This is a genomic window from Pseudomonas sp. B16120 (assembly GCF_044218845.1).
Lineage (GTDB): Bacteria > Pseudomonadota > Gammaproteobacteria > Pseudomonadales > Pseudomonadaceae > Aquipseudomonas > Aquipseudomonas paracarnis.
In genome coordinates this window covers 3,004,891-3,026,601 of record NZ_CP162588.1, presented here as the reverse complement: position 1 = coordinate 3,026,601, position 21,711 = coordinate 3,004,891, and the positions used below count along the sequence as shown (strand labels likewise).

General features: G+C 61.3%; 16 protein-coding genes. 2 read left to right on the top strand and 14 right to left on the bottom strand.

The features are described from left to right. Positions 1 to 52: 52 nt before the first annotated feature. The 9 genes from AB4P90_RS14065 to AB4P90_RS14025 form a co-directional block, all read right to left on the bottom strand. The gene (locus tag AB4P90_RS14065) at positions 53 to 3,160 is read right to left on the bottom strand and encodes an autotransporter domain-containing protein (protein ID WP_395606036.1); all 3,108 of its coding nucleotides are present in this window, start codon (positions 3,158 to 3,160) and stop codon (positions 53 to 55) included. Positions 3,161 to 3,365: 205 nt separating this feature from the next. Further along, on the bottom strand, positions 3,366 to 6,323 hold the full coding sequence (locus tag AB4P90_RS14060; protein WP_395606035.1) for an autotransporter domain-containing protein: 2,958 nt from the start codon (positions 6,321 to 6,323) through the stop codon (positions 3,366 to 3,368). A gap of 125 nt (positions 6,324 to 6,448) precedes the next feature. Further along, on the bottom strand, positions 6,449 to 7,789 hold the full coding sequence (locus tag AB4P90_RS14055) for a TolC family outer membrane protein (RefSeq protein WP_395606034.1): 1,341 nt from the start codon (positions 7,787 to 7,789) through the stop codon (positions 6,449 to 6,451). Between the two features lie 2 nt (positions 7,790 to 7,791). After that, a complete protein-coding gene (locus AB4P90_RS14050; protein WP_014718407.1) occupies positions 7,792 to 9,105 on the bottom strand; it encodes an HlyD family type I secretion periplasmic adaptor subunit in 1,314 nt (437 codons plus the stop codon). Beyond that, a complete protein-coding gene (locus AB4P90_RS14045; RefSeq protein ID WP_161906735.1) occupies positions 9,102 to 10,853 on the bottom strand; it encodes a type I secretion system permease/ATPase in 1,752 nt (583 codons plus the stop codon). The genes AB4P90_RS14050 and AB4P90_RS14045 overlap by 4 nt, the downstream gene beginning before the upstream one ends. Positions 10,854 to 10,953: 100 nt before the next feature. Beyond that, entirely contained in the window at positions 10,954 to 11,322 is a 369-nt protein-coding gene (locus AB4P90_RS14040) for an AprI/Inh family metalloprotease inhibitor (protein WP_014718405.1), read from the bottom strand. A gap of 48 nt (positions 11,323 to 11,370) precedes the next feature. After that, positions 11,371 to 12,804, bottom strand: a complete 1,434-nt coding sequence (locus AB4P90_RS14035; RefSeq protein WP_014718404.1) for a serralysin family metalloprotease — start codon at positions 12,802 to 12,804, stop codon at positions 11,371 to 11,373. A gap of 369 nt (positions 12,805 to 13,173) precedes the next feature. Further along, the gene (locus AB4P90_RS14030; protein ID WP_395606033.1) at positions 13,174 to 14,277 is read right to left on the bottom strand and encodes a P1 family peptidase; all 1,104 of its coding nucleotides are present in this window, start codon (positions 14,275 to 14,277) and stop codon (positions 13,174 to 13,176) included. 9 nt (positions 14,278 to 14,286) lie between these two features. Next, positions 14,287 to 15,651, bottom strand: a complete 1,365-nt coding sequence (locus AB4P90_RS14025; protein ID WP_014718402.1) for an APC family permease — start codon at positions 15,649 to 15,651, stop codon at positions 14,287 to 14,289. Positions 15,652 to 15,850: 199 nt separating this feature from the next. Between AB4P90_RS14025 and AB4P90_RS14020 the strand changes: the two genes are divergently transcribed. Next, complete coding sequence (locus tag AB4P90_RS14020; protein ID WP_014718401.1) at positions 15,851 to 16,636, top strand: helix-turn-helix transcriptional regulator; 786 nt, start codon at positions 15,851 to 15,853, stop codon at positions 16,634 to 16,636. Between the two features lie 2 nt (positions 16,637 to 16,638). Here the strand turns inward: AB4P90_RS14020 and AB4P90_RS14015 are convergent, their stop codons facing one another. From AB4P90_RS14015 to AB4P90_RS13995, 5 genes are all read right to left on the bottom strand, one after another. Beyond that, positions 16,639 to 17,106, bottom strand: a complete 468-nt coding sequence (locus AB4P90_RS14015; protein WP_395606032.1) for a M10 family metallopeptidase C-terminal domain-containing protein — start codon at positions 17,104 to 17,106, stop codon at positions 16,639 to 16,641. A 189-nt stretch (positions 17,107 to 17,295) separates the two neighbouring features. Continuing rightward, a complete protein-coding gene (locus tag AB4P90_RS14010; protein ID WP_395606031.1) occupies positions 17,296 to 18,375 on the bottom strand; it encodes a polyamine ABC transporter substrate-binding protein in 1,080 nt (359 codons plus the stop codon). Positions 18,376 to 18,435: 60 nt separating this feature from the next. Continuing rightward, positions 18,436 to 18,777, bottom strand: a complete 342-nt coding sequence (locus AB4P90_RS14005) for a cupin domain-containing protein (RefSeq protein WP_014718398.1) — start codon at positions 18,775 to 18,777, stop codon at positions 18,436 to 18,438. A gap of 26 nt (positions 18,778 to 18,803) precedes the next feature. Then, the gene (locus tag AB4P90_RS14000) at positions 18,804 to 20,210 is read right to left on the bottom strand and encodes an NAD(P)/FAD-dependent oxidoreductase (protein ID WP_395606030.1); all 1,407 of its coding nucleotides are present in this window, start codon (positions 20,208 to 20,210) and stop codon (positions 18,804 to 18,806) included. 49 nt (positions 20,211 to 20,259) lie between these two features. Continuing rightward, positions 20,260 to 21,069, bottom strand: coding sequence for an AraC family transcriptional regulator (locus AB4P90_RS13995; protein ID WP_014718396.1), 810 nt, complete (start codon positions 21,067 to 21,069; stop codon positions 20,260 to 20,262). 257 nt (positions 21,070 to 21,326) lie between these two features. On the opposite strand from AB4P90_RS13995, the gene AB4P90_RS13990 reads away from it, so the two are divergent. Further along, complete coding sequence (locus tag AB4P90_RS13990; protein WP_014718395.1) at positions 21,327 to 21,599, top strand: DUF1652 domain-containing protein; 273 nt, start codon at positions 21,327 to 21,329, stop codon at positions 21,597 to 21,599. Positions 21,600 to 21,711: the final 112 nt, after the last annotated feature.

The following is a 21,711-nucleotide window of genomic DNA, read 5'->3' as shown; positions in this document are numbered from 1 at the left end:
CTTGTGTGGCGAGGCAGCTTGCTCCCTCGCCACAACCCACTGCATCTGGCCTTTAGAACGCCCAGTCCAGGCTCAAGCCGAAGCCGTGCACCTTCTCCTTGCTGGCCAGCAGGCCGTTGTAATCGAAGTTCACCCGCGCATCCTTGCTCAATGCCAGGCTGACCCGTGCTCCGACCAACGCGGCATCGCGCACCATTGGCGCACTTTCCACCGTGAACGACGGGCCGCCCGAGGCAAACGCCAGGTGCTGCTCCGAATCGGTGCTGCTCAGGTTGTGCTGCCAGCCCAGGGTGCCGGAGACTTCCAGTTGCTGATGGTCGTTGATATTGAAGGTCTTCAAGGCACGCATACCCAGGGTGCTGAGCACCAGGTCACGGCTGTCGTCGCCACTTCTCAGCGCGGCGGCGTCGCCCTTCTCTTTGAAGCTGTCAGTGTCCAGGTGCACGTAGGCCAGATTGGCGAACGGCTCCAGGGCCAGCGGTTGCAGGTTGATACGGTACGCCGCCTCCGTGAATACCTGGGTGCTGTGGGCATCGACCTTGGCTTTTTGCTTGCCGCTGACGTCGCCGTATTGCAGGTCGCGTTTGACATCGGCGCGGTGCCAGCTGTAGGTCGCGCCGCCACTCAGGCGCCAGGCGCCGATTTCATGCCCGGCATAGGCGCCGAAATGATAGCTGTCGACCGAGGCGCGGCTGTGGGTGCCGCTGCCCATGTTCAGCGACGTGTCGCTGTAGCCGGCCACCAGGCCGATGCGTGTGGCCTCATCGAGGGCGCCGTCCACACCGGCGAGCATGCCGCCGATAGAGGTGGTGTAGCCCGCCGTGTCGTTGCGGCTGTCGGTCTTGCCCCATGCACCCAGTGCCTTGACCCACACGTTGCCACGGCTGTCGATGGCTTGGCTGGTAGCGCCCATCTCGCCATTGCGCAGGCGTTCGCCCACCGCTTCGCGTACGTAGCGGCTGTCATTGACCAGTGCGGTTTCCAGCGCCGGGTATACCTCCCCGCTCAGTTGCTGGAACGCGCCTTGAGCCGAAGCGGCGGTGGGTGTCAGCAGCAAGCTTTCATACACGCCATTGCCTGCGCCCAATTGCTCGGCGGCGGCGGCCACGGCGCGCTGGTTCGGCGTAGCCGCCACGCTGGCGAAGCTGTTAGTGCGTGCCACATCCAGCTGCACACCGTTGGCGGCGTAGTTCAAGGTGCCGCCGACAAACAGGTAATTGGGCACCACTGCCGCGAAGCTACCGGTGACGCCGCCTGCCGCTTGCAGGATGTTGTACTGACGGCCGATCAGGCTTTGGGCCTGGGTGGCGCTCAGCAAGGTCGGGCTGTTTTCCAGGGCAAGAGTCACGGTGCCGCCGTTGAGGGTGGCCGTGCCGCCGGCGACGATGCGATCGCTGCTGGTGGGCGACAGTTCTACCGCGTAGGTCGAACCCGGTTCAAAGTTGACGTTGCCCGCCACGTTCAAGGTGCCGATGGAATTGCCCGGCGCCACGGTGCCGCCGCTTTTCGCGCTCAGCGAACCGATACGCCCCGAACCACCGACCACACCGCTCTGGCTGACGGTAACGTCGGAGGTGACCGAACCGTTGATTGCCAGCAAGCCCTGGTTGACCAGCGTCGGCCCGCTGTAAGTATTGGCGCCGGTGAGCACCAAGGTACCGATGCCTTGCTTGGTCAGGCCGCCATGGCCCGAGATGTCGTTGCTCCACACATCCCGCCCGCAGTGCAGGTCATCGCACACACGCTGGGTGGGTTTGCCGGCATCCACCACCGCGCCGACACCCGGCAGGTCCGCGACGAACTGGCCGCTGCCGTAGGCGCCGTCGATACGGAACTCGGCCGGGATATCCTCAGCGGTGATAAACATCCCGGGGCCGTTGACCGCCTTGCCCAGGTTGATCATGCCCCAGCCATACAGCGAATCGATGCCCGGCGCGCCGAGGTCGGTGGCGGTGGTCTTGAGCACGGTGGAGATCTGGTCGCCGCTCATGTATTGGAAGCGCTCCATCAGCACCGCTGCGGCGCCTGCCACGTGAGGTGCGGCCATGGAGGTGCCATTTTTGTTGGCCCAGTCGGTGGTGAGGTTGCTCAGGTCGGTACCGTTGATGATCGAACTGTAGATCTTGGTGCCGGGTGCCGACACGCAAAAGCTCGCCGCATAGCCACAACGCGAGGAGAAAGTACTGATCACATACGGATCGGGGCTTGCCGTATTCGGGTTCTGCTGGAGGGCCGCGACGGACAGCCAGTTAGGCGCGATCTCTGGCACAAAATACGCAAGGCCGGAAATCGCATCCGGGTTGTTGAGGTTGTAGTCATTGCCTGCAGCAAAGATGGTCAGCACACCGCTGCGGGCCGCGTCGATGGCGCCTTGGTACGCGCCACCTGCTAGGGTGCCAAGGATCGGCCTGATGGTATTGAACTGCGCCTGGGCTTCGTTGACGGTGAAATTGGGGAACGCCGGATCGCGGCCGCCCTTGGCGTACTGATCACCGATGCCGATGCCCCAGCTGTTGTTGATGATACGCGCGCCACTGGCGACCAGCCCATCCCAGCCGGCCTTGTACACGGCGCCGTCGTTGCCGAGGATGATCCCGTCTTCCGGGCCCGGGTCACCGTTTTCGGCGGTGAGGATTTGTGCGTTGAACGCCACGCCGTGCATCGGCCCGCCATCGCGGTTACCGGCCGCAATGCCGCCGACATGGGTGCCGTGGTTACCCAGCTTGCCGTTGGAGTCCTTGGACGGCGTGCCGTCGTAGCGGAACGCGTCGCCGGCCTTCACTGGGATATACGGGTCGGTGTATTGGCGAATGCCCTCGGTGACAATCGTCACCACCTTGTCGGGGCTGGCAAACTCCGGGTGCTGGGCGTACACCGGCTGGTCGAAGATCCCCAGCTTGACGCCCTTGCCGGTATAGCCAGCCGCATAGGCGGTGTCGGCGTGCACGGCGCCCAGGCCCCAGTCGGCCTTGAACTCATTGCTGCGCCAGCTGGCGGCGTCGCCCAGTTTGCCGGTTTCCACATAGGGTGCAGCCTGGGCGGTCCCCAGGCTTGCCAGGCAACACAGCAACGCGCCGTATGGCACGCAGCTCAGCGCCTTGAGCGGATAGCCCGGGCCTGTGTGGATGGCGGTAGTTAACCCTGACTTGCTTTTTTTCACGGTGACCTTCCTTAGTTTTCTTATTGCACGTGTGTAAATCACTTTCTCCAGAACACCGCCGCTGATCATTCCCACGCTCCGCGTGGGAATGCGGCCCCGGACGCTCTGCGTCCCAAAGCGAGACGCGGAGCGTCACAGGAGGCGTTACCACGCGGAGCGTGGGAACGATCAGCGGAGCGTGGGAACGATCAGGTTCGCGGTGTCTTCAGAACTGCCAGTTCAGGCTCAAGCCCACGCCCTGGGTTTTCGCGCGCCCACCCAGCTGGCCGTTGTAATCCAGGTTGACCCGCGTCGACGCATTCAACGCCAGGCTGGCCTGCACGCCCACCAGGGCAGCATCGCGCAGCAATGGCGCACTGCGCACCGCAAATGAAGGCCCGCCGGCGACAAACGCCAGGTGTTCCTCTGACTCCACCGCCGTCAGGCTGTGTTGCCAGCCCAACGAACCGGACAGGTCCAGTTGCTGGTGGTCATTGAGTGCCAGAGTTTTCAGGGCGCGCACACCGAGGGTGCTGAGCACCGCATCACGCCGGTCGCTGCCGCGTTCCAGGGCAGCGGCATCACCTTTTTCGTGGAAGGACTCGCTGTTCAGATGCACATAGGCCAGGTTGGCGAACGGCTCCAGGGCCACCGCTTGCAGGCGGATGCGGTACGCGGCTTCGGTGAAGACTTGCGCCGTGGTCGCGTCCAGCTTGGTTTTTTGCTTGCCGCTGACATCCCCCCATTGCAGGTCGCGCTTCACGTCGCCGCGATGCCAGCTGTAGGCACCGCCGACGCTCAGGCGCCAATCACCCAGCTCGCGCCCGGCGTACGCGCCAAAGTGGTAGCTGTCGATGGACGCCGATGAATGGGTACCGCTGCCCATGTTCAAGGAGCTGTCGCTGTAGCCGGCAACCACACCCACGCGGGTCTGCTCATCCAGCGCGCCGTCCACACCCGCCAACAGGCCGCCGATGGAGGTGGTGGACCCCGCCGTTTCAGTGCGGCTATCAGTCTTGCCCCAGGCGCCCAGTGCTTTGAACCACAGGTTGCTTTCACCGGCCACTGGCACATGGCGCAGGCGCTCGCCCACGGCGTTACGCAGTTGCAGGCTGTCGTTGATCAGCATCGCACCCACAGCCGGGTAGATTTCCCCGGACAGTTGCTGCAAGCCCTGCTGGGCCACGGCAACCGATTGCGACTGCAGCAGGCTTTCATACACCGGGTTGCCGGCGCCCAATTGCTCGGCGGCCACCGCGACGTTGCGCTGGTTGCGGGTCGCGCCGACGCTGGCGAAGCTGGCGTCGTTGCGCCCCACGTTCAGTTGCACGGCATTGGCGGCGTAGTCGAGGGTGCCACCGAGGAACAGGTAGTTGGGCAGCACTTGCCCGAACTGGCCCTGAATGCCGCCCGCCGCCTCGAGAATCGAGTACTGCCGGCCGATCAGGCTTTGGGCCTCGCTCTGGCTGAGCAAGGTCGGGCTGCTTTCCAGCGCCAGTGTGACGGTGCCGCCGCCAAGAATCGCCTGGCCACCGGCGACAATGCGGTCACTGCTGGTGGGCGTCAGCTCCACGGCATAGGTCGAGCCGGCGCCGAGGTTTACGTCCCCTGCCACTTGCAAGGTGCCCACGGAATTGCCCGGCGCCACACTGCCGCCGTTGTTTACCGACAACGCGGCGATACGCCCGGAACCGCCGAGGGTGCCGCTGTCATTCACCGTCACTGCCGAGGCCAGCGAGCCATTGACGGCCAACAGTCCGCCGTTGACCAGGGTCGCACCGCGATAGGTGCTGTCGCCGCTGAGCACCAGGCTACCGGCACCGGCCTTGATCAGGCTGCCCTCGTACACACGCTGGGCCGCCGCTTGGTCGCGGGCACTGCCGATGGCGTAATCAGTCTGGTCCTGCTGGCTGGCAGAGGCACCCACGCCGTTTTGCCAACCCTTGTCGATCAGGGTTTGCTGCCAGGCCGTGTGCTCGGCGCGGTCCTCGGCCTGGCGCTGGATGAGCGCCTGGTCGGAGATGCCATTGCTCCACACATCGCCCTGCCCGGCGGCCAGGTTGACCTCCATGGGCCCGAGCAGTTGCCCAGGACCGTGCATCGCCCGGCCCAGGTCAGGCACGCCCCAGCCGACAATGGCGTTGGGCGCCTGGGTGATCGAGCCGTCGAGCTGCGTGGCGGTGGTCAGCAGCACCTGCAAGGCTTGCTCGTTGGTCATGTAGGGATAACGTTCCATCACCAGCGCCAACGCGCCGGTGGCATGGGGCGCTGACATCGAGGTGCCGGACTTGACCCCATACCCCCCGTCAGGAATGGTGCTGTTGATCAGCGCGCCGGGGGTAGAAATACACCAGTACTTGGCGACGCCGCATTTGTTGTATTTCTGGTTATTGGCCTTATCCAACCCCGACACGGCCAGCCAGTGGCCTTCCAGTTCCGGCTGGAAATACGGCAAGGCCGAGCGCACGCTGGCGTTGGCATAGCCGCTGTTGCCGGCGCTGAACACGTTGATCACACCGGCCTTGGCCACGTCCGCGGCCGCGTCCAGCCAGGTGCCACGGTTGTAATGCTGGGCGTACGCCGCGTGCATATTGTCCAAGGTCTGGTAGCTGACGTCCTTGGGCTGGCTGCCCCAGCTGTTGTTGATGGCGCGCACGCCGGAATCCACCAGTGCGGTGTACACGGTCTTGAAGTATTTGGGGTCTGGCGTGGGGCCGAACAGGAAGCTGTCGTTGGCGTTGGTGTTGCCCACATAGACCTGCGCGTTGTAAGCAACGCCATGCATACCCACGCCGTCGCGGGCGGCGCCCATGGTGCCGGTGACGTGGGTGCCGTGGGAATCATTGTTCGGGTTGAGCGCGCCCGTGGTGCTGAAGGCGCTGCCATCGACATAGGTGCCCGTGGCGGTGACCGGGTGGAAACGGTCTTTGGAAGCTTCCGGGTGATTGGTATCGAACCCTGAGTCCAGCGCACCGATTTTCACGCCTTGGCCGCTGATCCCGGCGGCGTAGGCTTCATCGGCCTTCATGCGGCCCAGGCCCCAGTCGCTCTGGTACTCGGCGGAGCGCCAACTGGCGGGGTTACCCGGTTGGCCGGTCTCGGTGTATTGCGCCTGTGCCGCAACGGACAGCAAGAGCAAGGAACCTGCGGTGAAGGGTTTGAAACGTGGTGAATCGGTGATCATGTGCACACTCCCTATTATTGTTATTCCCCCTGTAGGAGCGAGCTTGCTCGCGAAGAACTCACTGGCACCGCGTATAGCCAGGATGTCCACGTCATCGTTGACGTTTTTCGCGAGCAAGCTCGCTCCTACAGTTTTCCATCCGGGCCGAAGGCTTCGTCCACTTTGGCCAAGTCGGTGTCACGCAAGTTGCCCGCGTAGTAGTGCAATTTGGTCCAGGCCATCAAGTAGTCATAACGCGCCTGAGCCAGGTCGCGGCGGGTGCTGTACAGCTGCTGTTCGGCGTTCAAGGCATCGAGGTTGACGCGCTCGCCGCCGAGAATGCTCTGCTTGGTCGACACCACCAGCGCCTCGGCGGATGCCAGCGCTTTCTGATAGGCGCGCAACTTACTCACGCCCGACAGGCACGCACTGAACTGGCGACGCAATTCGATCAGGGTTTCCCGGGTCTTGCCTTCCAACTCGTACTCCGCCTGCTCCATCGCGCGGCTGGCCTGGCGGGTGGAGGCCGAGATACCGCCACCGGCATACAGCGGCATGCTCACTTCGACGCCGATGGTGTTGGTGTCGTAGCGCTGGTTATAGGTGTTGCCGCTGTCGGACTCCTGCTTGCGCGAGGTGGCATACGCGGTGATTCTGGGCAAATGCCCGGCACGGTTGCGTTCCACTTCATAGCGCGCCACTTCCAGGGACTGGCGCTGCGAAGCCAGCACAGGGTTGTTGGTCAGCGCCAACTCATGCCAGGTGTCGTAGTTGGCCGGGGTCAGGGTGAACGCGGCAAAGCTCTGGTTCAGCGGTGCCAGGTCGTTGATGTTGACGCTTTGCACACCGATCAATGCGCCCAACTCCCGGAGCGAGGCGTCCTGCTCATCCAGGGCCTGGATCTCTTCGGCGGTGGCCAACTCGTAGCGCGACTCAGCTTCAAGGATATCGGTGCGGGTGCCCTCGCCTTGCTGGAACAAATGCCGGTTCTGCTGGAACTGTTGTTCGAACGCCTTCTTCTTGGCCCTGGCGATGTCGATCTGGTCCTGGGCAAACAGCGCCTGGGTGTAATAGCTCAACACCCGCACCAGCAACGCCTGGCTCTTGTCGCGAAAGCTTTCATCGGCGGACAGCGCCTGGGCCACGCCCTTGCGGTAGTTGGCATAGGCTTCGTAGTCGAACAACGGCTGTTGCAGGCTGAAGGTCGAGCCATAGCTGTTGTAGTTACGGTCGTCGCGGTAACTACCGCCGCGCCCGTCGGGCAGGTGCGCTTCGGAATTGTTGCGGCCCTTGTTGTAGTTGTAGGACAGCCGCGGCAGCAAGCCGGCACGGCCAATGGTGCGGTTTTCCAGGCCGGCGTCGCGCTCCTTGATGGCGCCGAGGAACACCGGGTCGTTGCGCAGCGCCTGCTCGTACACATCGAAGGGCCCCATCGCGGCCTGGGCACTGCCACACACCAGCAACAGCGAAATGAACACTGGCTTCATGCTCATTCCTCAGTCAACGCAGAGCCGGCGCGGTCCAGCAGCGGCTTGAACAGATAGTTGAGCAGTGAACGCTCGCCGGTGCGCACGAACATCTCGGCGGGCATGCCGGGCTTGATCACCAGGCCGTTGAGTTTTTCCATCGCCGCCTCGCTGACGCTGGTGCGCAGCACGTAGTACGGCGCACCGGTCTTTTCATCGAGCATCTGGTCGGCGGAGATCAGGCTGACTTCGCCCGGCACCCGTGGCGTGCGGCTTTGGTTGAAGGCGGTGAAGAGGATGTCGACAGGCAAGTGTGTGCCGACCTTGTCCACCAAATGCACCGGCAGGTGCCCTTCCACTTCCAGGCGTGTGCCCTGGGGCACGATCTCCAACAGGGTTTCACCGGCACGCACCACGGCGCCTTCGGTGTGCACGCTGAGGTTGACCGCGATGCCATCGGCCGGCGCGTTGATCTCGCTGTGTTGCAGGTTGAAGCCGGCGGAGGTCAGTTGCTGTTCAAGGGTCAGGCTGCGCAGTTGCGCGTCGGCCAATTGGCTGCGCACCTCTTTTTGATATTCCTCGCTGTGCTGCTGCAATTTGAGCCGCGACTCAACAATGCCCTGCTCTATCCGGCCGCTTTCACCGGCGTTTTGCGCCAGGTCCTGCTGCACCTGGGATAACTGGCGCTGGTAGTCCATCAGGCGGTTGCGCGGGATGTAGCCGTTGTCGGCCAAGGGTTGCAGGTTGCTCAGTTGCGCGCGCAGAGATTGGGCCTGGGCGGTCAAGTCACTGCGGGCACGGCGCATACCACTTAGCTGAGAGTTGGCGCCCTCGATGCTGGCGCGGATCCCGGCTTGTTCACGGGCAAACGCGTCGCGACGGCTGCTGAACAGTTGGCGCTGACCTTCTAGCACCAGCATCAAGGCCGGATCGGGGTTGGCACTCAGTTCTGCAGGAAAGGTGATGCTGGAGAGGTTGTCACGCTCGCTCTGCCAGCGCGCCACGCTGGCCCAGGCCATGCGGTACTGGGCTTGCAGCGATTGCACATCGGCCTGGTTCTGGGTCTGGTCGAGACGAAACAGCGGCTGGCCTTGCTTGACCAACTCGCCCTCTTTCACCAGGATGCGGCTGACCACGCCGGGGCTGAAGGTTTGTACCGCCTTGCGCTTGCCAGACACCACCACGGTGCCTTGGACCGGAATGCCTTGGTCCAAGGGTGCGAGGCTGGCCCAGAGGAAAAACCCGCCGGCACCGACGATGGTCATCACCCAGCCCATTTTTACGAAAAAGCCGGCATCGCGTTCTTTGATTTGAGGTTCAACAGTAAGGCTGCTCATGCGCCTGGATTCCTTCCGGCCTGGTAGTGACGGCTGAAGCTGACACCGGTTTTTTCTTTCGGCGCTTCCTGCTGCCCGGACAACGCCCGCAGCACCTCCTGACTGGGCCCGAACGCTTGCAGTTGGCCTTCGCCGAGCACTAGCAACTTATCGGCCTGGGCCAATGCCGAGGAACGATGGGTGACCAGCACCACGCTGCTGCCCTGGGCTTTCATCTGCATGATGGCGCTGGCCAATGCGGCTTCGCCGACGGTGTCGAGGTTGGAGTTGGGTTCGTCCAGCACGATCAGGCGCGGCCCGCCGTACAGGGCGCGGGCCAGGGCCACGCGTTGTTTCTGGCCGCCGGACAAGCCACCGCCGTTGTCGCCCAGCACGGTGTCGTAGCCTTGGGGCAGGCGCAGGATCAGTTCATGCACGCCGGCCTGTTGCGCGGCCTTGACCACCAGTTCCGGGTCGGCCTCGCGAAAGCGCGCGATGTTGTCGGCGATGCTGCCACTGAACAGCTCGATGTCCTGGGGCAAATAGCCGATATGCGGGCCGAGGTCGTCGCGGTTCCAGCGGTGAATATCCGCGCCGTCCAGGCGTACGGTACCGGCCAGGGTTGGCCACACGCCCACCAGCACGCGAGCCAGGGTGGACTTGCCGGAGCCCGACGCGCCGAGCACGCCTAGCACTTCACCGGCAGCCAGGTTAAAGCTGACCTGATGCAGGGTCGCCACGCGCCGCCCCGGCGGGCCGGCGCTGACCTGCTCGAAACTGACTTGGCCGTTGGGCGCAGGCAAGGCCATGTGCTCGACCTCTGGCGGGAATTCGCGCAGCAGTTCGTCGAGGCGCTGATAGGCCAGCTTGGCCGAACTCCATTGCTTCCACACTGCAATCAGTTGGTCGATGGGGCTGAGTACGCGGCCCATCAAGATGGAGCCTGCGATCATCATGCCGGCGGTCATGTCGCCCTTGATCACCAGGTAGGCGCCCAGGCCCAGCACCAAGGATTGCAGGCACAGGCGCAAGGATTTGCTTAAGGAGGTGATGATCGAACCGGTGTCGCTGGCCTGGTTCTGCAAGCCCAGGAACTGCGAATGCACGCCAAACCAGCGTTGGCGCAGCGCACCGAGCATGCCCATGGCCTGGATGGTTTCGGCGTTGTGCAAATGGCTGGTGGCCAGTTGGGTGGACTGCTGCGAATAACCGCTGGCCTCGCCCAATGGCTTTTTGGTCAGGTATTCGTTAAGGCACGCCAGGCCAATCAACAGCACCGCGCCGGCCGTGGCCAGCACGCCGAGCCACACATTGAACAGGAAAATCACGAACAGGTAGATCGGGAACCAGGGCGCATCGAAAAACGCGAACAGCGCTGGCCCCGTGATGAATTGGCGCAGAGCGGTCAGGTCGCCCAAGGATTGCCCGGCGTGCCCTTGGCCGCGCTGCAGGTTGCGTTCGAACGCGGCTTTGTACACGCGCAAGTTGAAACGTCGCTCCAACTGGCTGCCAATGCGGATCACGATAAAGCTGCGCACCACTTCCAGCAGGCCGATAAACGCAAAGAAGCCCACGACCATCAGCGTCAACATCACCAGGGTGGTTTCATTCTGGGAGGACAACACCCGGTCATACACTTGCAGCATGTAAATCGAGGGCACCAGCATTAATAGGTTAATCAATGCCGTGAAACAGCCAACGCTGATCAAAATACTCTTGTATTCACCCAACGCCCTGAATAAGGGCGCCACCCCATGGGACTTCGCCATATTAATTGTTTTTCCTTGCAGCGAATTACGCAAAAGGGTCACCCCTACCAAGTAGGGTACGGCCGCCTAACAAATCGAGTTATATGCTTATAACTTTTAATTAAAGTTTTCGTTGCAGCCTTACAACTTCGCCTGCTTTAGTGCGGGCTTGATAGTCGCCCTCTTTCTGGCGATTCAAATGGGTGATCCCTGAGCCTTCAGCGTTAAACAGCCAAATACCATCCGGGGTGGGCGACCACGTCAGCGGCTTGTCGCCCAGCCATTGCTCGGCACAGGCGATATCGCCCTCCAGGGCGTTGGCTTGCTCCACTAACTTGAGCGCGCACACCTGATCCTGCTGCTTCAGCTCCCACTGCCCGGCAAGCTGCGCGGAGGTGGGTAATACAAGACTGCTAGCCATTGCGTGGGCTCCTGCCGACACGAACAACACCTGCACAACACAGGCGATCAAATGGGAAAAACGTGGCATATCCAACTCCAGCCTGGAGCGCGGCGCCGAAGCGCCGCGCGCTTTACATCAGGCTACGATGTCACTGGCAGCCGCCTGGCCAACGGTGGTGACGAGGAAATCCGCCACGCCGTGCCCGGAGAAGTCCACCGCCAAGGTGCCCAGGTTGGTACCTGAGGCATAGGTCAGTACAGCATCGCCGGCATGCCCGGTAAAGGCGTTGACGAAGGTCACGCCCGCACCCTTGGTGATACCGGACAGGTCGATCTTGTCCGAACCGGAGGTGAAGTCGAAGATCTTGTCCGCAGCCCCTGGCCTGGAGTCGGAACTGGCACCGTACACGAAAGTGTCGCTGCCAGTGCCGCCCCACAGCTGGTCCGCACCGCCGCCGCCGTAGATGAGGTCGTTGCCGGCCCCGCCCTTGATGGTGTTGGCGACTTGGTTACCAATGATCAGGTCGTTGCCCGAACCGCCGAACGCGTTCTCGATGGTGACGCCCTTGGCGATGGATACATTGCCCACCAGGCCGCCCACATCAGAGAACGAGGTGGCAGTGAGGTTGATCTTCTGGTTCTGGGTAAAACCGGAGAAGTCCAGGGTGTCGTTGCCGCCACCGTCCCATACCGAGAACACCAGCTTGTCGGCATTGGAACTGGCGCTGAGGAAATCACGCCCGGTGTTGGAGTTGAACCCGTAGGTGGTGTCCGTGGCGCGGGTGCTGAGGTTGGCACCGTAGAGCTTCTGGATCGCGGCGATGTCGTCGATCAGCGGGCCGGAAGCGTAAGCCTCGACACCGCCTTTGCTGAAGTTCTGGTTGGTGTTGCTCTCGCTCCAGTAACTCATGAGGCTATAGCCACGCGTGTCCTGTCCATAGGTGGCGTCGTTATAGGTCGGGTTGCCGTTCCCGGCGTTGTAGTCGCCAGGGTGAGCCAGGCCCAGGGTGTGGCCGATTTCGTGGGTCAGGGTCTGCCGGCCATAGTTGTTCAGGTCCGGGGTCTTGTTCGGCGTGTAGCTGTTGTTGGTCAGGTACCACGAAGTGCCGTCGTAGCCCGCACCGGTGCCGGGCAGGTAAGCGAAGGCCGCGGCGCCGTCCTGGCCGCTGCTGTAGTTGCCGAAGGTCATGTGGCCGTCACCGCCGGAAGCCTTTTCAGTAAAGGTCACGTTGGCGACATCCGCCCAGGATTGCATGGCCAGTGCGGCCTGTGCTTTCTGCTGGGTGTTGAATTGGCTGAACCCCGAGATGCCATGTTTGTTCATGGTGCTCTGGGTAGCCGAGGTGAGGAAGGTGTAGGTCAGATCGATCTTGCCGTTGCCATCAAAGTCCCGGTACGCAGCACCATCCCGCAGCAGCTGGGTCGCTGCCTGGTCTACGGTGTAGGACGGTTTGCCATTGACCGTGAGGTTGCCGCCACGGTCATACAAATGGCTGAAGCTATCGATTTGCGAGTAAGCAGTGCTGGCTTGCGCGGCAGATACAATAGCTTTGTCTTTTACTTTTGACATAAACGTACTTCCTTGTTTGCAAGTGCATCAGTCTTTGTTCGATAGGAACCTCGCGGGCGAGGATAGTCCTATCACTCACCTCTTTTGAAGGCGTAAGAAAACTGACACAACTTGAAATCTTTCGTCTACATCTATTTCCATCGCACACTTGTGACGCAGGTTCAAGTTGAAGAAGTCGCACGCAGTGTTTATTGGGGGCCGTTGCGTTTGTGTGGCCGAATCGGCGCACACCACTATTTAAATATTAAATACAAGTAAAGCCACTCTAAGTGAGCGGCCCACTTGATTAATGGATCCAATATATTGTCACGGTGTCATTAGCAACATTAAAGAGCCACTATTCGCACTATTAAAGTGCGCTGTCCCCCATTACCGGGACATACTCCAGCCACACTGTTGCATGGCTGCCAAGAGGGTTTCGCCAGCCAGGCCCGGCACCGTGACGCCGTCTTGAGTGGTCATGTCTTCACCTGCCAAAATGGCATTGATGATCGCCTCCTCCACCGCCTCTGCCGCCGCGCTGAACAGCGGCGAAATATGGTCGTTGTTGACCATCTGCAAGCCGGTGCTGAGCGGCAGGTCCTTGCGCCCATAGTCGGCCGGCGGCAAATCACGGTTACCGGTGGCAAACGCCAGGAACAGGTCGCCGCTGGAATCCTCGGTACCGCCACCGGTGCGCGCAATGCCAATGGACGCGCGCTGTGCCAGGCGCTGGCATTGGTGCGGCAGCAACGGGGCGTCCGTGGCGATGATCACCACGATGGAGCCCATGCCGGGAGTGCCACGCTCGGCAAAGGGCGAAGCAATGTCCATCAAATGTCGGCCCACCGGGTAGCCATCGACCCGCAGCTCCTGGCGCTTGCCATGGTTGGCCTGCACCAGTACGCCCACGGTCCAGCCGCCCTGCTCCGTTGGCAAGCGCCGTGACGCAGTGCCGATGCCGCCCTTGAATTCGTGACAAATCATGCCGGTGCCACCGCCTACCGCGCCTTCCTGCACCGGGCCGCTTTCAGCCTGGTCCAGGGCCTGGCGCACATGCTCAGGGCGAACATGCTGGCCCCAGATGTCGTTGAGCAGGCCGTCATAAGTTTCCATGACCACCGGCATGCACCAGTACACCGCCGGGTCCGCCATACGCTCGCGCTCCAGGGCGATCAGGCTGTCGCGCACCACCCCGATACTGTGGGTGTTGGTAATGGCCATCGGCGTGGTCAGCAGCCCCGCCTCGCTGATCCATTCAAGCCCCGTGGCGTCGCCATTGCCGTTGAGCACGTGATAGCCGGCAAAACACGGTTGATGTCGCGCTTCCCCGGCACGCGGCTGGATCAGCGTAACGCCGGTGCGCACCTGCTTGCCGTCGACCTGTGCCTTGAGCGTGGCATGGCCGACGCGAACCCCGGGAACATCGGTGATGGCATTCAATTCGCCGGGCATGCCCAGCCCCAACGTGATGCCCAATTGACGTGCACGCATACCCACTCCTTACAATTTCTGAAACGCCGGACTCAACCGGCCACTGATGCAATACAAAATCACCGACAGGGCCAGCAAGCCGATGATGATCATGATGTCGCGTACCGAGGCCTCAAGAATCAAGGTGACCAGCAGGTAACCGGCACCGAGCACCGCCAGCAATGCCGGCAGCGGCCATAACGGCATGCGATAGGGATGCTCGCGATCACGCAGCAGCACCCGGCTCATCAGCGCGCTCAGCGCCACCACCAGGTACACCAGCATGATCAGCAGAACGCTGAACGAGGTCAGGTCGGCCAGGTTGGAGCTGAAGCTCAACAGCGCCGAAGGGATCGCCAGAAACAGCGTCGCCAGCCACGGTGAGTCCCAGCGCGGGTGAATACGCGTGAACAGCTTGTTGATGCCAGGCGTCCACAACGCATCGCGGCCGCTGCTGAACACCACCCGGCCAATCTGGATCACGATGGCAACGATGGCGTTGAACACCGACAGGAAGATCCCGGCGCTCACCAACCGCGACAGGGTTTCATTGCCATGGCTGGTCAACAGGTAGCCGATCGGGTCGGGGCTGCTGATCATCTCGCTCAGGGACGGCGCGCCGATCAACAGCGCGGTGATCGGCACCAACTCAATCACCACCACCAACCCCAACGACCAGAGCACCGCCTTGTGCACGCCCTTGCCGCCGCACTTCATGTCTTCGGCCAGCAACACCGCCGGGCCGTAGCCGTTGAACGAGAACAGGCCGATGCCGACGGCGCCGATCACCAACGCCCAGGGCGCCAGGTGCAACACGCCGTTTTCGACGATTTGCGGCTGCAGCAACACACTGGCCGGCTGCACCGGATTACCGAAGCCGATCACCACAATCACCAGTAACGCCGCCACTTCCAATAGCAAGCAGGTGCCGGTGATCCAGGCGTTGAGCTTGATATTGAGGATGCCCAGGGCGTAGCTGCATACCACGATCACCAGGGCGACAGTTTGCGCGTCGAATGTCGTGCCCAGAGCGTTATTCAGATAAGTCGCCGCACCGGTCGCCAATACCGGCGGAATAAACAGCAACATCACCAGAACCGTCAGGAAGGTGGCGTAACCGGCCATGCCACCAAACACGCGCTTGGCATACACGTACTCGCCACCGGCGCTGTTATGGGCGCGGCCGAGCTCGGCGTAACAGAAGGCAAACATCAACGCGAGCAACGCCGCCATCACAAACGCCAGGAACACGCCACTGCCCGCCTGCTGGATGGCAAACGGGGCGATCACGAAGACGGAACTGGCCGGCGTTACCGCTGAAACGGTAATGGCCACTACATCGAAGACGCTCAGGGTGGGCTTGAGCACGCCATCGGGCGCGGGGGAAGCACTCATATCGTTATCCTCTGTCGTTGTTTTTGGTGTGAGGCAGAAACGAAACATGATTTTTCCTCGGGATATGCTTCCCGTTGGACAGTGACGACGTTATCGGCTGGCGGGGCTGTCGGCCAATTCCCCTATTGGCGTACTCCCCTTGACGGTGCCCCCCAGAAGCCTAACCCTTGGCCGATCATTTGAGGGTGGGGATGTTGAGATGAACCTGTTCCGGGAAATCGGTATGCACGCGGGGTTGGGCCGCACCCTGTCTCAGATCGGCACCGAACGGTTCTGGAAGCAATTGGTGCTGTTATTGCACCAATGCCTGCCCTTCGATAATGCTCTGGCGATTTTCTACCCGCTGGATGGCCCGCCCCAGGCCCTGGAAGAGTACGACGCCCAGCCCAGCAGCAAGCCGGCGTCGATGCTGGTGTACCTCAACGGCTTGTACCTGCTCGACCCGTTTTACCAGGCCTGCCGCGAAAACTACGCCAGCGGCGTATACCGCTTGGAGGAAGTGGCGCCGGACCATTTTCGCCAGAGTGAGTACTTCCTCAATTATTTCCATGACAATGTGCTGGAAGACGAAGTGCAATTGATCCTGCAATTGCCTGGCGCCGGCACCCTGTCGTTGTCACTGGGCATGCAACGGCGCTTCAGCTTTGAAGAAACCGGGCTGTTGACCACGCTGTCGGCCTGGGTGTTGCCGCTCATGCAGCAGCATTGGCAGCAAAGCACCGAGCGGGCACCGGCCATGGACAGCCAGATTCGCGATGCCCTGAGTCATTTCGGCAGCGGTGTACTGTCGGACCGCGAACTGGAAATCGCCCGGCTGGTGTTGCGGGGCTTCTCCTCCAAGGCCATGGCCGAACGCCTGAAGATCTCGCCGGACACCGTCAAGGTGCACCGCAGGCATTTGTACGCCAAGCTGGACATTTCGTCGCAACCCGAGTTGTTTTCGTTATTCATTCAGTCGTTGGGGCATGACTTGGAGAATCCATAGGCTTAGTCCGAATGAAAGAAATTAATATGCTGCGGCAAAAGATTTACGCCATCAACGCGTATAGAAAAGTTCGGCCCTTCAGGGTCGACCTTGATAGTCAAAGTGCTCACGCCAAACTCATGAGTCAGTTGCACATCCCCCACTTCCACGGGCGGGCCTGGCTGAATATTAATAGCTGAGATGTTGTGGTCTTTTAATACCCCGGCCACATCGATTTCATCCTCCTTGGGGTTGAAATTCAACAGGGTGTCAGGGTCATCGCTAAGGGAGTCGGTACTTTTTTCATATTTGAATGTGTTTTCACCCTGGCGCCCCACCAGCTGGTCGCCACCGCCACCGCCGATGAGGACCGAGGGCTCGCCACGCCTGGCTTCGAGGCGCTCACGCTGGTCTGTGCCGCGTAAGGTGGGCGGGCTGTTTTCCGGGTGGGTCCACGTGCCGCCAGTGGGAAGGCTTTGTATGGAAGACATATAAGTCACCTGTCAGATCATGAGTGTATGTGAAAGTGTTACGCGTTGCGGATTGAAATCTCTCACGCAGGCAATAACACTTTCCACTCCAAATAATTGACATCACATGTCTTAACTATGACGTGATTATTTATCCCACCCAGTACCGATGACTTATCGGCCTTCCTGGTGGCGCTGTTTTCCTGTTATTTAACGCCCCGTACGAATGGTATTCCAAACCCGAGTACGCACCCGGTCGATGTTCAACGGCATGGCTTGCAGTGCAAATAACTTGCCCATCATTTCCGCACTTGGATACACCTTGGTATCGGCCTTGATCGCCGGGTCTACCAGGCTGTCGGCCGCCGCGTTGCCGTTAGCGTAATGCACGTAGTTGGTGATACTCGCCATCACGTCCGGGCGCAGCAGGTAGTTCATGAACGCATAGCCGGCTTTGTCATTCGGTGCGTCGACAGGCATGGCGACCATGTCGAACCAGATTGCCGCGCCTTCCTTGGGAATGTTGTAGCCGATATTCACGCCGTTTTTGGCTTCTTTGGCGCGGCTTTCGGCCTGCAGGATGTCGCCGGAGAAACCGACGGCGACACAGATGTCACCATTGGCCAGATCGGCGGTGTATTTCGAGGAATGGAAATACGCCACGTAAGGTCGCACTTTCATCAGCAAGGCCTCGGCCTTCTTGTAGTCTTCGGCTTTTTTGCTGTGGTGCGGCAAGCCCAGGTAATTCAGCGCGGCTGGCAGCAGTTCGGGGCCGTTGTCGAGAATGGCGACGCCGCATTTTTGCAGCTTGGCCATGTTTTCCGGTTTGAAGATCAAGTCCCAAGAATCCACCGGGGCGTTGTCGCCGAGTACCGCCTTGACCTTGTCGATGTTGTAGCCGATACCGGTGCTGCCCCACAGATACGGGAAGCCGTGGGCATTGCCGGGGTCGTTGTCTTCCAGGGCCTTGAGCAGCACGGGGTTGAGATTTTTCCAGTTGGGCAACTGGCTCCTGTCGAGTTTTTTCAGGGCGCCGCCCTGGATCTGTCGCGCCATGAAATGGTTGGAGGGGAACACCACGTCATAGCCCGATTTACCGGTCATCAGCTTGCCGTCGAGGGTTTCGTTGCTGTCGTACACGTCATAGGTGAAACCGATGCCAGTGTCTTTCTGGAAATTCCTGGTGGCGTCCGGCGCGATGTAGTCCGACCAGTTATAGATCTTCACGGTCTCGGCGGCCTGGCTGATAGAGGCCACCAACATCAAGGGCAACAGGGCAATGGCTTTCATGGTTCGATTTCCTGGCGGTTTTAGGGCTGTTTTTATGGCAGGCGATCAAGGATCAAAGCGTTACAGAATCAGGACATAGGTCTTGCGCACGGTTTCCTGGATATCCCAGATACCGGTGCTATTGGCTGGCAACATCAGTGCGTCACCGGCTTGTATGTGCAGGGTTTCCCCATTGTCAGGCGTGAAGGTGCAGCGCCCCTGGATGAAATGGCAAAACTCCTGGGACGTGATCTGCCGACGCCAGCGCCCCGGGGTGCAGGCCCAGATGCCGGTCTCGACCCCGTCGTTGCGCTCCACGCTCAAGGTGGAGGCCACGGCGATGGGCTCGCCCAGGGGCACCGCCACCGGTGATGAATCTGGCAGAGGGGTGTTCAGCGTGTCTTTGAATTGCATGATGCTCATGGGTTTTCCCCTGTGGGTGGAACGAGTCAGTGCATGAAACCTTCCATGAAACCGGCAATGCCGGTCGCCAGCTTGCGGCGCCAGGGCGCAGTGTTGGGGTTGGCCAAGACCTGGTCTTCATGGACAAAACTACGAATGATCGCGTTGTAACCCAGCCAGCGGCACGGCTCCGGCTCCCAGGCCTTGAGTGCTTTGAGCCCGCCTTCGCGAATCACCCAGGGTTGTTGGGTCAGCAAGGTGTCGCGGCCGAGGATCAAATCGACCAGGGTGCGGCCGCCGAGGTGGGTGGCGCCCACGCCCTCCCCGCCATAGCCGCCGGACAGTGCGATGCCCGTGGCGTGGTCACAGAGCATGTGCGGACGAAAACGGCGCGACATGCCGAGGTTGCCGCCCCAGGAATGGGTAATCCTGGCCTTTTTCAGCTGTGGGAAGAGTTCGCCAAACAGGTAGCGACGCAACTCCACTTCGCTGTCGGTCAGGTCGAAGTTGTGCCGCAACTTGCCGGCAAATTGATAGCCACCACGGGCGCCGAAGACCAGACGATTGTCGGCCGTACGCTGGCCGTAGGTGACCTGTCGGCTGCTCTCGCCAAAGGCCTGACCCTGGCTGAGCCCGATGTCTGCCCAGGTGCTGGCCGGCAGCGGTTCGGTGGCGACGATCAAACTCTGCACCGGTAACTGGTAGCGGCCCAATGGGGGCAAGGTATTGGCGTAACCCTCGACAGCAGGCACCACCCAGGCGGCGCGCACGCTGGCCTTGGCGGTGCGCAGGCCGCCGGACTGCCAATGGGTCACGGGGCTGTTTTCGTAAATGGTCACGCCCAGGTTCTCAACCGCCCGCGCCAGGCCACGCACCAGCTTTGCCGGGTTGATCGTCGCGACGTGGGGGGCATAGATGCCGCCATAAGGCTTGGCAATGCGGACCTGCTCGGCCAATTGCTGCGGGCTGAGCCAGCGGTAGTCGTCTTCGGTGAGGCCCTGGGCGTACAGCTTGTCCAGATAGCGGCGCAGGCTGACTTCCTGCTCGGGGTAGCGTGCGGCGCAATACAAGGCGCCGCCTTTGCGGTAGTCGCAGTCAATGCCTTCGCGGGCCAGCACCTGGGCCACTTCATCAGGGATACCGTGCAGCAGGTCAAACGAAGCGCGCCGGTGCTGAGGGGCAAGCTCAGCCAGCAGTCGGTCTTCCCCCAAGAGGTTGCCCATCAACCAGCCACCATTGCGACCGGATGCGCCAAACCCAGCAGTCTGTGCCTCGATGATCGCGATTTTCAGCTCGGGGGCCTGGCGCTTCAGGTAATAGGCGGTCCACAGGCCGGTGTAGCCGGCGCCGATAATCGCCACATTGACGTCCAGGTCGTGCTCCAGCGATGGACGCGCTAACAGCGGGTCGTCCAACTGGTCCATCCATAAACTGATATTGCGCCATGCCGGCATGCCAGCTTCCCCTACCTCGGTTCGATAGGGCCGATCCTAGAGTGCAGTGTCAGGGGCTGTCTTGCGCGCGTGCACGCAGGGAAATTTGTTTGAGGTACGCCTTGGGCGATTGCCCGGTGTGCTGGCGAAAAGCGCTGTAAAACGCCGAGAGTGAATTGAAACCGGCCGCAAAGGCCAACTCATCAACTTTGACCGGCGCGGTGGCGTGATCCAGCGCGGCCAGTAAATGCTGGAGTCGCGCCTGGTTGACGTAGCGATAGAAGCTCTGCCCCAGCACTTGGTTCAGCAGGTAGGACATCTGGTTGCGACTGTAGCCACAGGCCTTGGCGACCCGCTGCAGATCCAGCTCCGGGTCCAGATACGGCTGCTGACGCTCAAAATATTGTTGCAGGTCATTGGCCATATAACCCAACTGCTGGGGCGACAGGCCCAGGCGGCTGACCGTAGGGCGCAAGGCCTGGGCTGGTTGCTCGTGCACCAGGGACGCATATTCATTCACCCGCCAAATCAACCCGTCGCGCACCGTAATGGCCTCACTGGTACGAAACGACACCAGGCCCTGGCCGCCACGCAAGGTGATGCGGTACTGGATAAACGCCGTATCGCCATCGGCGCGGATGCGGTCAGTGTGTTCAATGGCCTCATCCGCCTCACGGGGCATGCTGGCTTGCAAGTACTCGCGCAACTCGGCATAGCCCACCACACGGTTCTGGAAAAAATCGTGGTACTGGATCTCGGGATGGTAGTAAGCCATCACCCCGTCCAGATCGCGATGACGCCAGCACAGGTGATGGCGCAGCACCAACTGGCCGGTAGCGTGGGAATTCTGACACTCATCGTCTGGGGCGATGTCGGGCATATTGGGCTCTACGACGGGAGAAAATGTTTGAGAGTGCCGAAGTTTACCCGCCCCTTCAATGGTCAAATCGAGCGCCTGACTAATGGCCTTTTGCCTATTCCTCTGTAGGACATGATCTATATCAAAACCAGGCGAAAGAACCGCCGAACGGGCGCAAAAAAGTCACCTTGGCGTTGCGAACGAATGCTATTTTTAAGCCCTAGATGTCATGACCAGCGAAGGTCCTGGCCCCTGCCGCGAGCTAAAGGAAGCGCTCAATGAACAAGGTGGGCAACATGAACAAAGTGACATTTCCCAACGCCTGCCAGCTGATGCGCTGGCATTTTCACCCCATGGGCTTCGAGGGCAGCATGGACGCCCCCGGCAGCATGATCGCCCGCCTGTTCGACCGGGCCAGCGGCGAGACGTTGATCGCTATCGCGGGGATTCCGTGCGCTACGGTGATGAACGCGGCTGATGTGGAGCGCATCATCGAGGCCGTGGAGGATGAATTGGAGAGTTTCGTGCCGCCGGTTTCGTTGCGGGCGTGAGGCGGGGCTAACCGCCCCACTCTGACGGTAACCACGATGCGAAGCGAGTCGCTCTTGATCTGCTTTTGATCTCAGGCGCCCCGTTCCAACTGTGTCGCCTGTCAGGCCGCCG

Excerpts from the sequence above, each read along its gene's own strand:
- AB4P90_RS14060 (WP_395606035.1), bottom strand. The coding sequence starts at position 6,323 with ATGATCACCGATTCACCACGTTTCAAACCCTTCACCGCAGGTTCCTTG.
- AB4P90_RS14055 (WP_395606034.1), bottom strand. The coding sequence starts at position 7,789 with ATGAAGCCAGTGTTCATTTCGCTGTTGCTGGTGTGTGGCAGTGCCCAG.
- AB4P90_RS14050 (WP_014718407.1), bottom strand. The coding sequence starts at position 9,105 with ATGAGCAGCCTTACTGTTGAACCTCAAATCAAAGAACGCGATGCCGGC.
- AB4P90_RS14045 (WP_161906735.1), bottom strand. The coding sequence starts at position 10,853 with ATGGCGAAGTCCCATGGGGTGGCGCCCTTATTCAGGGCGTTGGGTGAA.
- AB4P90_RS14040 (WP_014718405.1), bottom strand. The coding sequence starts at position 11,322 with ATGCCACGTTTTTCCCATTTGATCGCCTGTGTTGTGCAGGTGTTGTTC.
- AB4P90_RS14035 (WP_014718404.1), bottom strand. The coding sequence starts at position 12,804 with ATGTCAAAAGTAAAAGACAAAGCTATTGTATCTGCCGCGCAAGCCAGC.
- AB4P90_RS14030 (WP_395606033.1), bottom strand. The coding sequence starts at position 14,277 with ATGCGTGCACGTCAATTGGGCATCACGTTGGGGCTGGGCATGCCCGGC.
- AB4P90_RS14025 (WP_014718402.1), bottom strand. The coding sequence starts at position 15,651 with ATGAGTGCTTCCCCCGCGCCCGATGGCGTGCTCAAGCCCACCCTGAGC.
- AB4P90_RS14020 (WP_014718401.1), top strand. The coding sequence starts at position 15,851 with ATGAACCTGTTCCGGGAAATCGGTATGCACGCGGGGTTGGGCCGCACC.
- AB4P90_RS14015 (WP_395606032.1), bottom strand. The coding sequence starts at position 17,106 with ATGTCTTCCATACAAAGCCTTCCCACTGGCGGCACGTGGACCCACCCG.
- AB4P90_RS14010 (WP_395606031.1), bottom strand. The coding sequence starts at position 18,375 with ATGAAAGCCATTGCCCTGTTGCCCTTGATGTTGGTGGCCTCTATCAGC.
- AB4P90_RS14005 (WP_014718398.1), bottom strand. The coding sequence starts at position 18,777 with ATGAGCATCATGCAATTCAAAGACACGCTGAACACCCCTCTGCCAGAT.
- AB4P90_RS14000 (WP_395606030.1), bottom strand. The coding sequence starts at position 20,210 with ATGCCGGCATGGCGCAATATCAGTTTATGGATGGACCAGTTGGACGAC.
- AB4P90_RS13995 (WP_014718396.1), bottom strand. The coding sequence starts at position 21,069 with ATGCCCGACATCGCCCCAGACGATGAGTGTCAGAATTCCCACGCTACC.
- AB4P90_RS13990 (WP_014718395.1), top strand. The coding sequence starts at position 21,327 with ATGAACAAGGTGGGCAACATGAACAAAGTGACATTTCCCAACGCCTGC.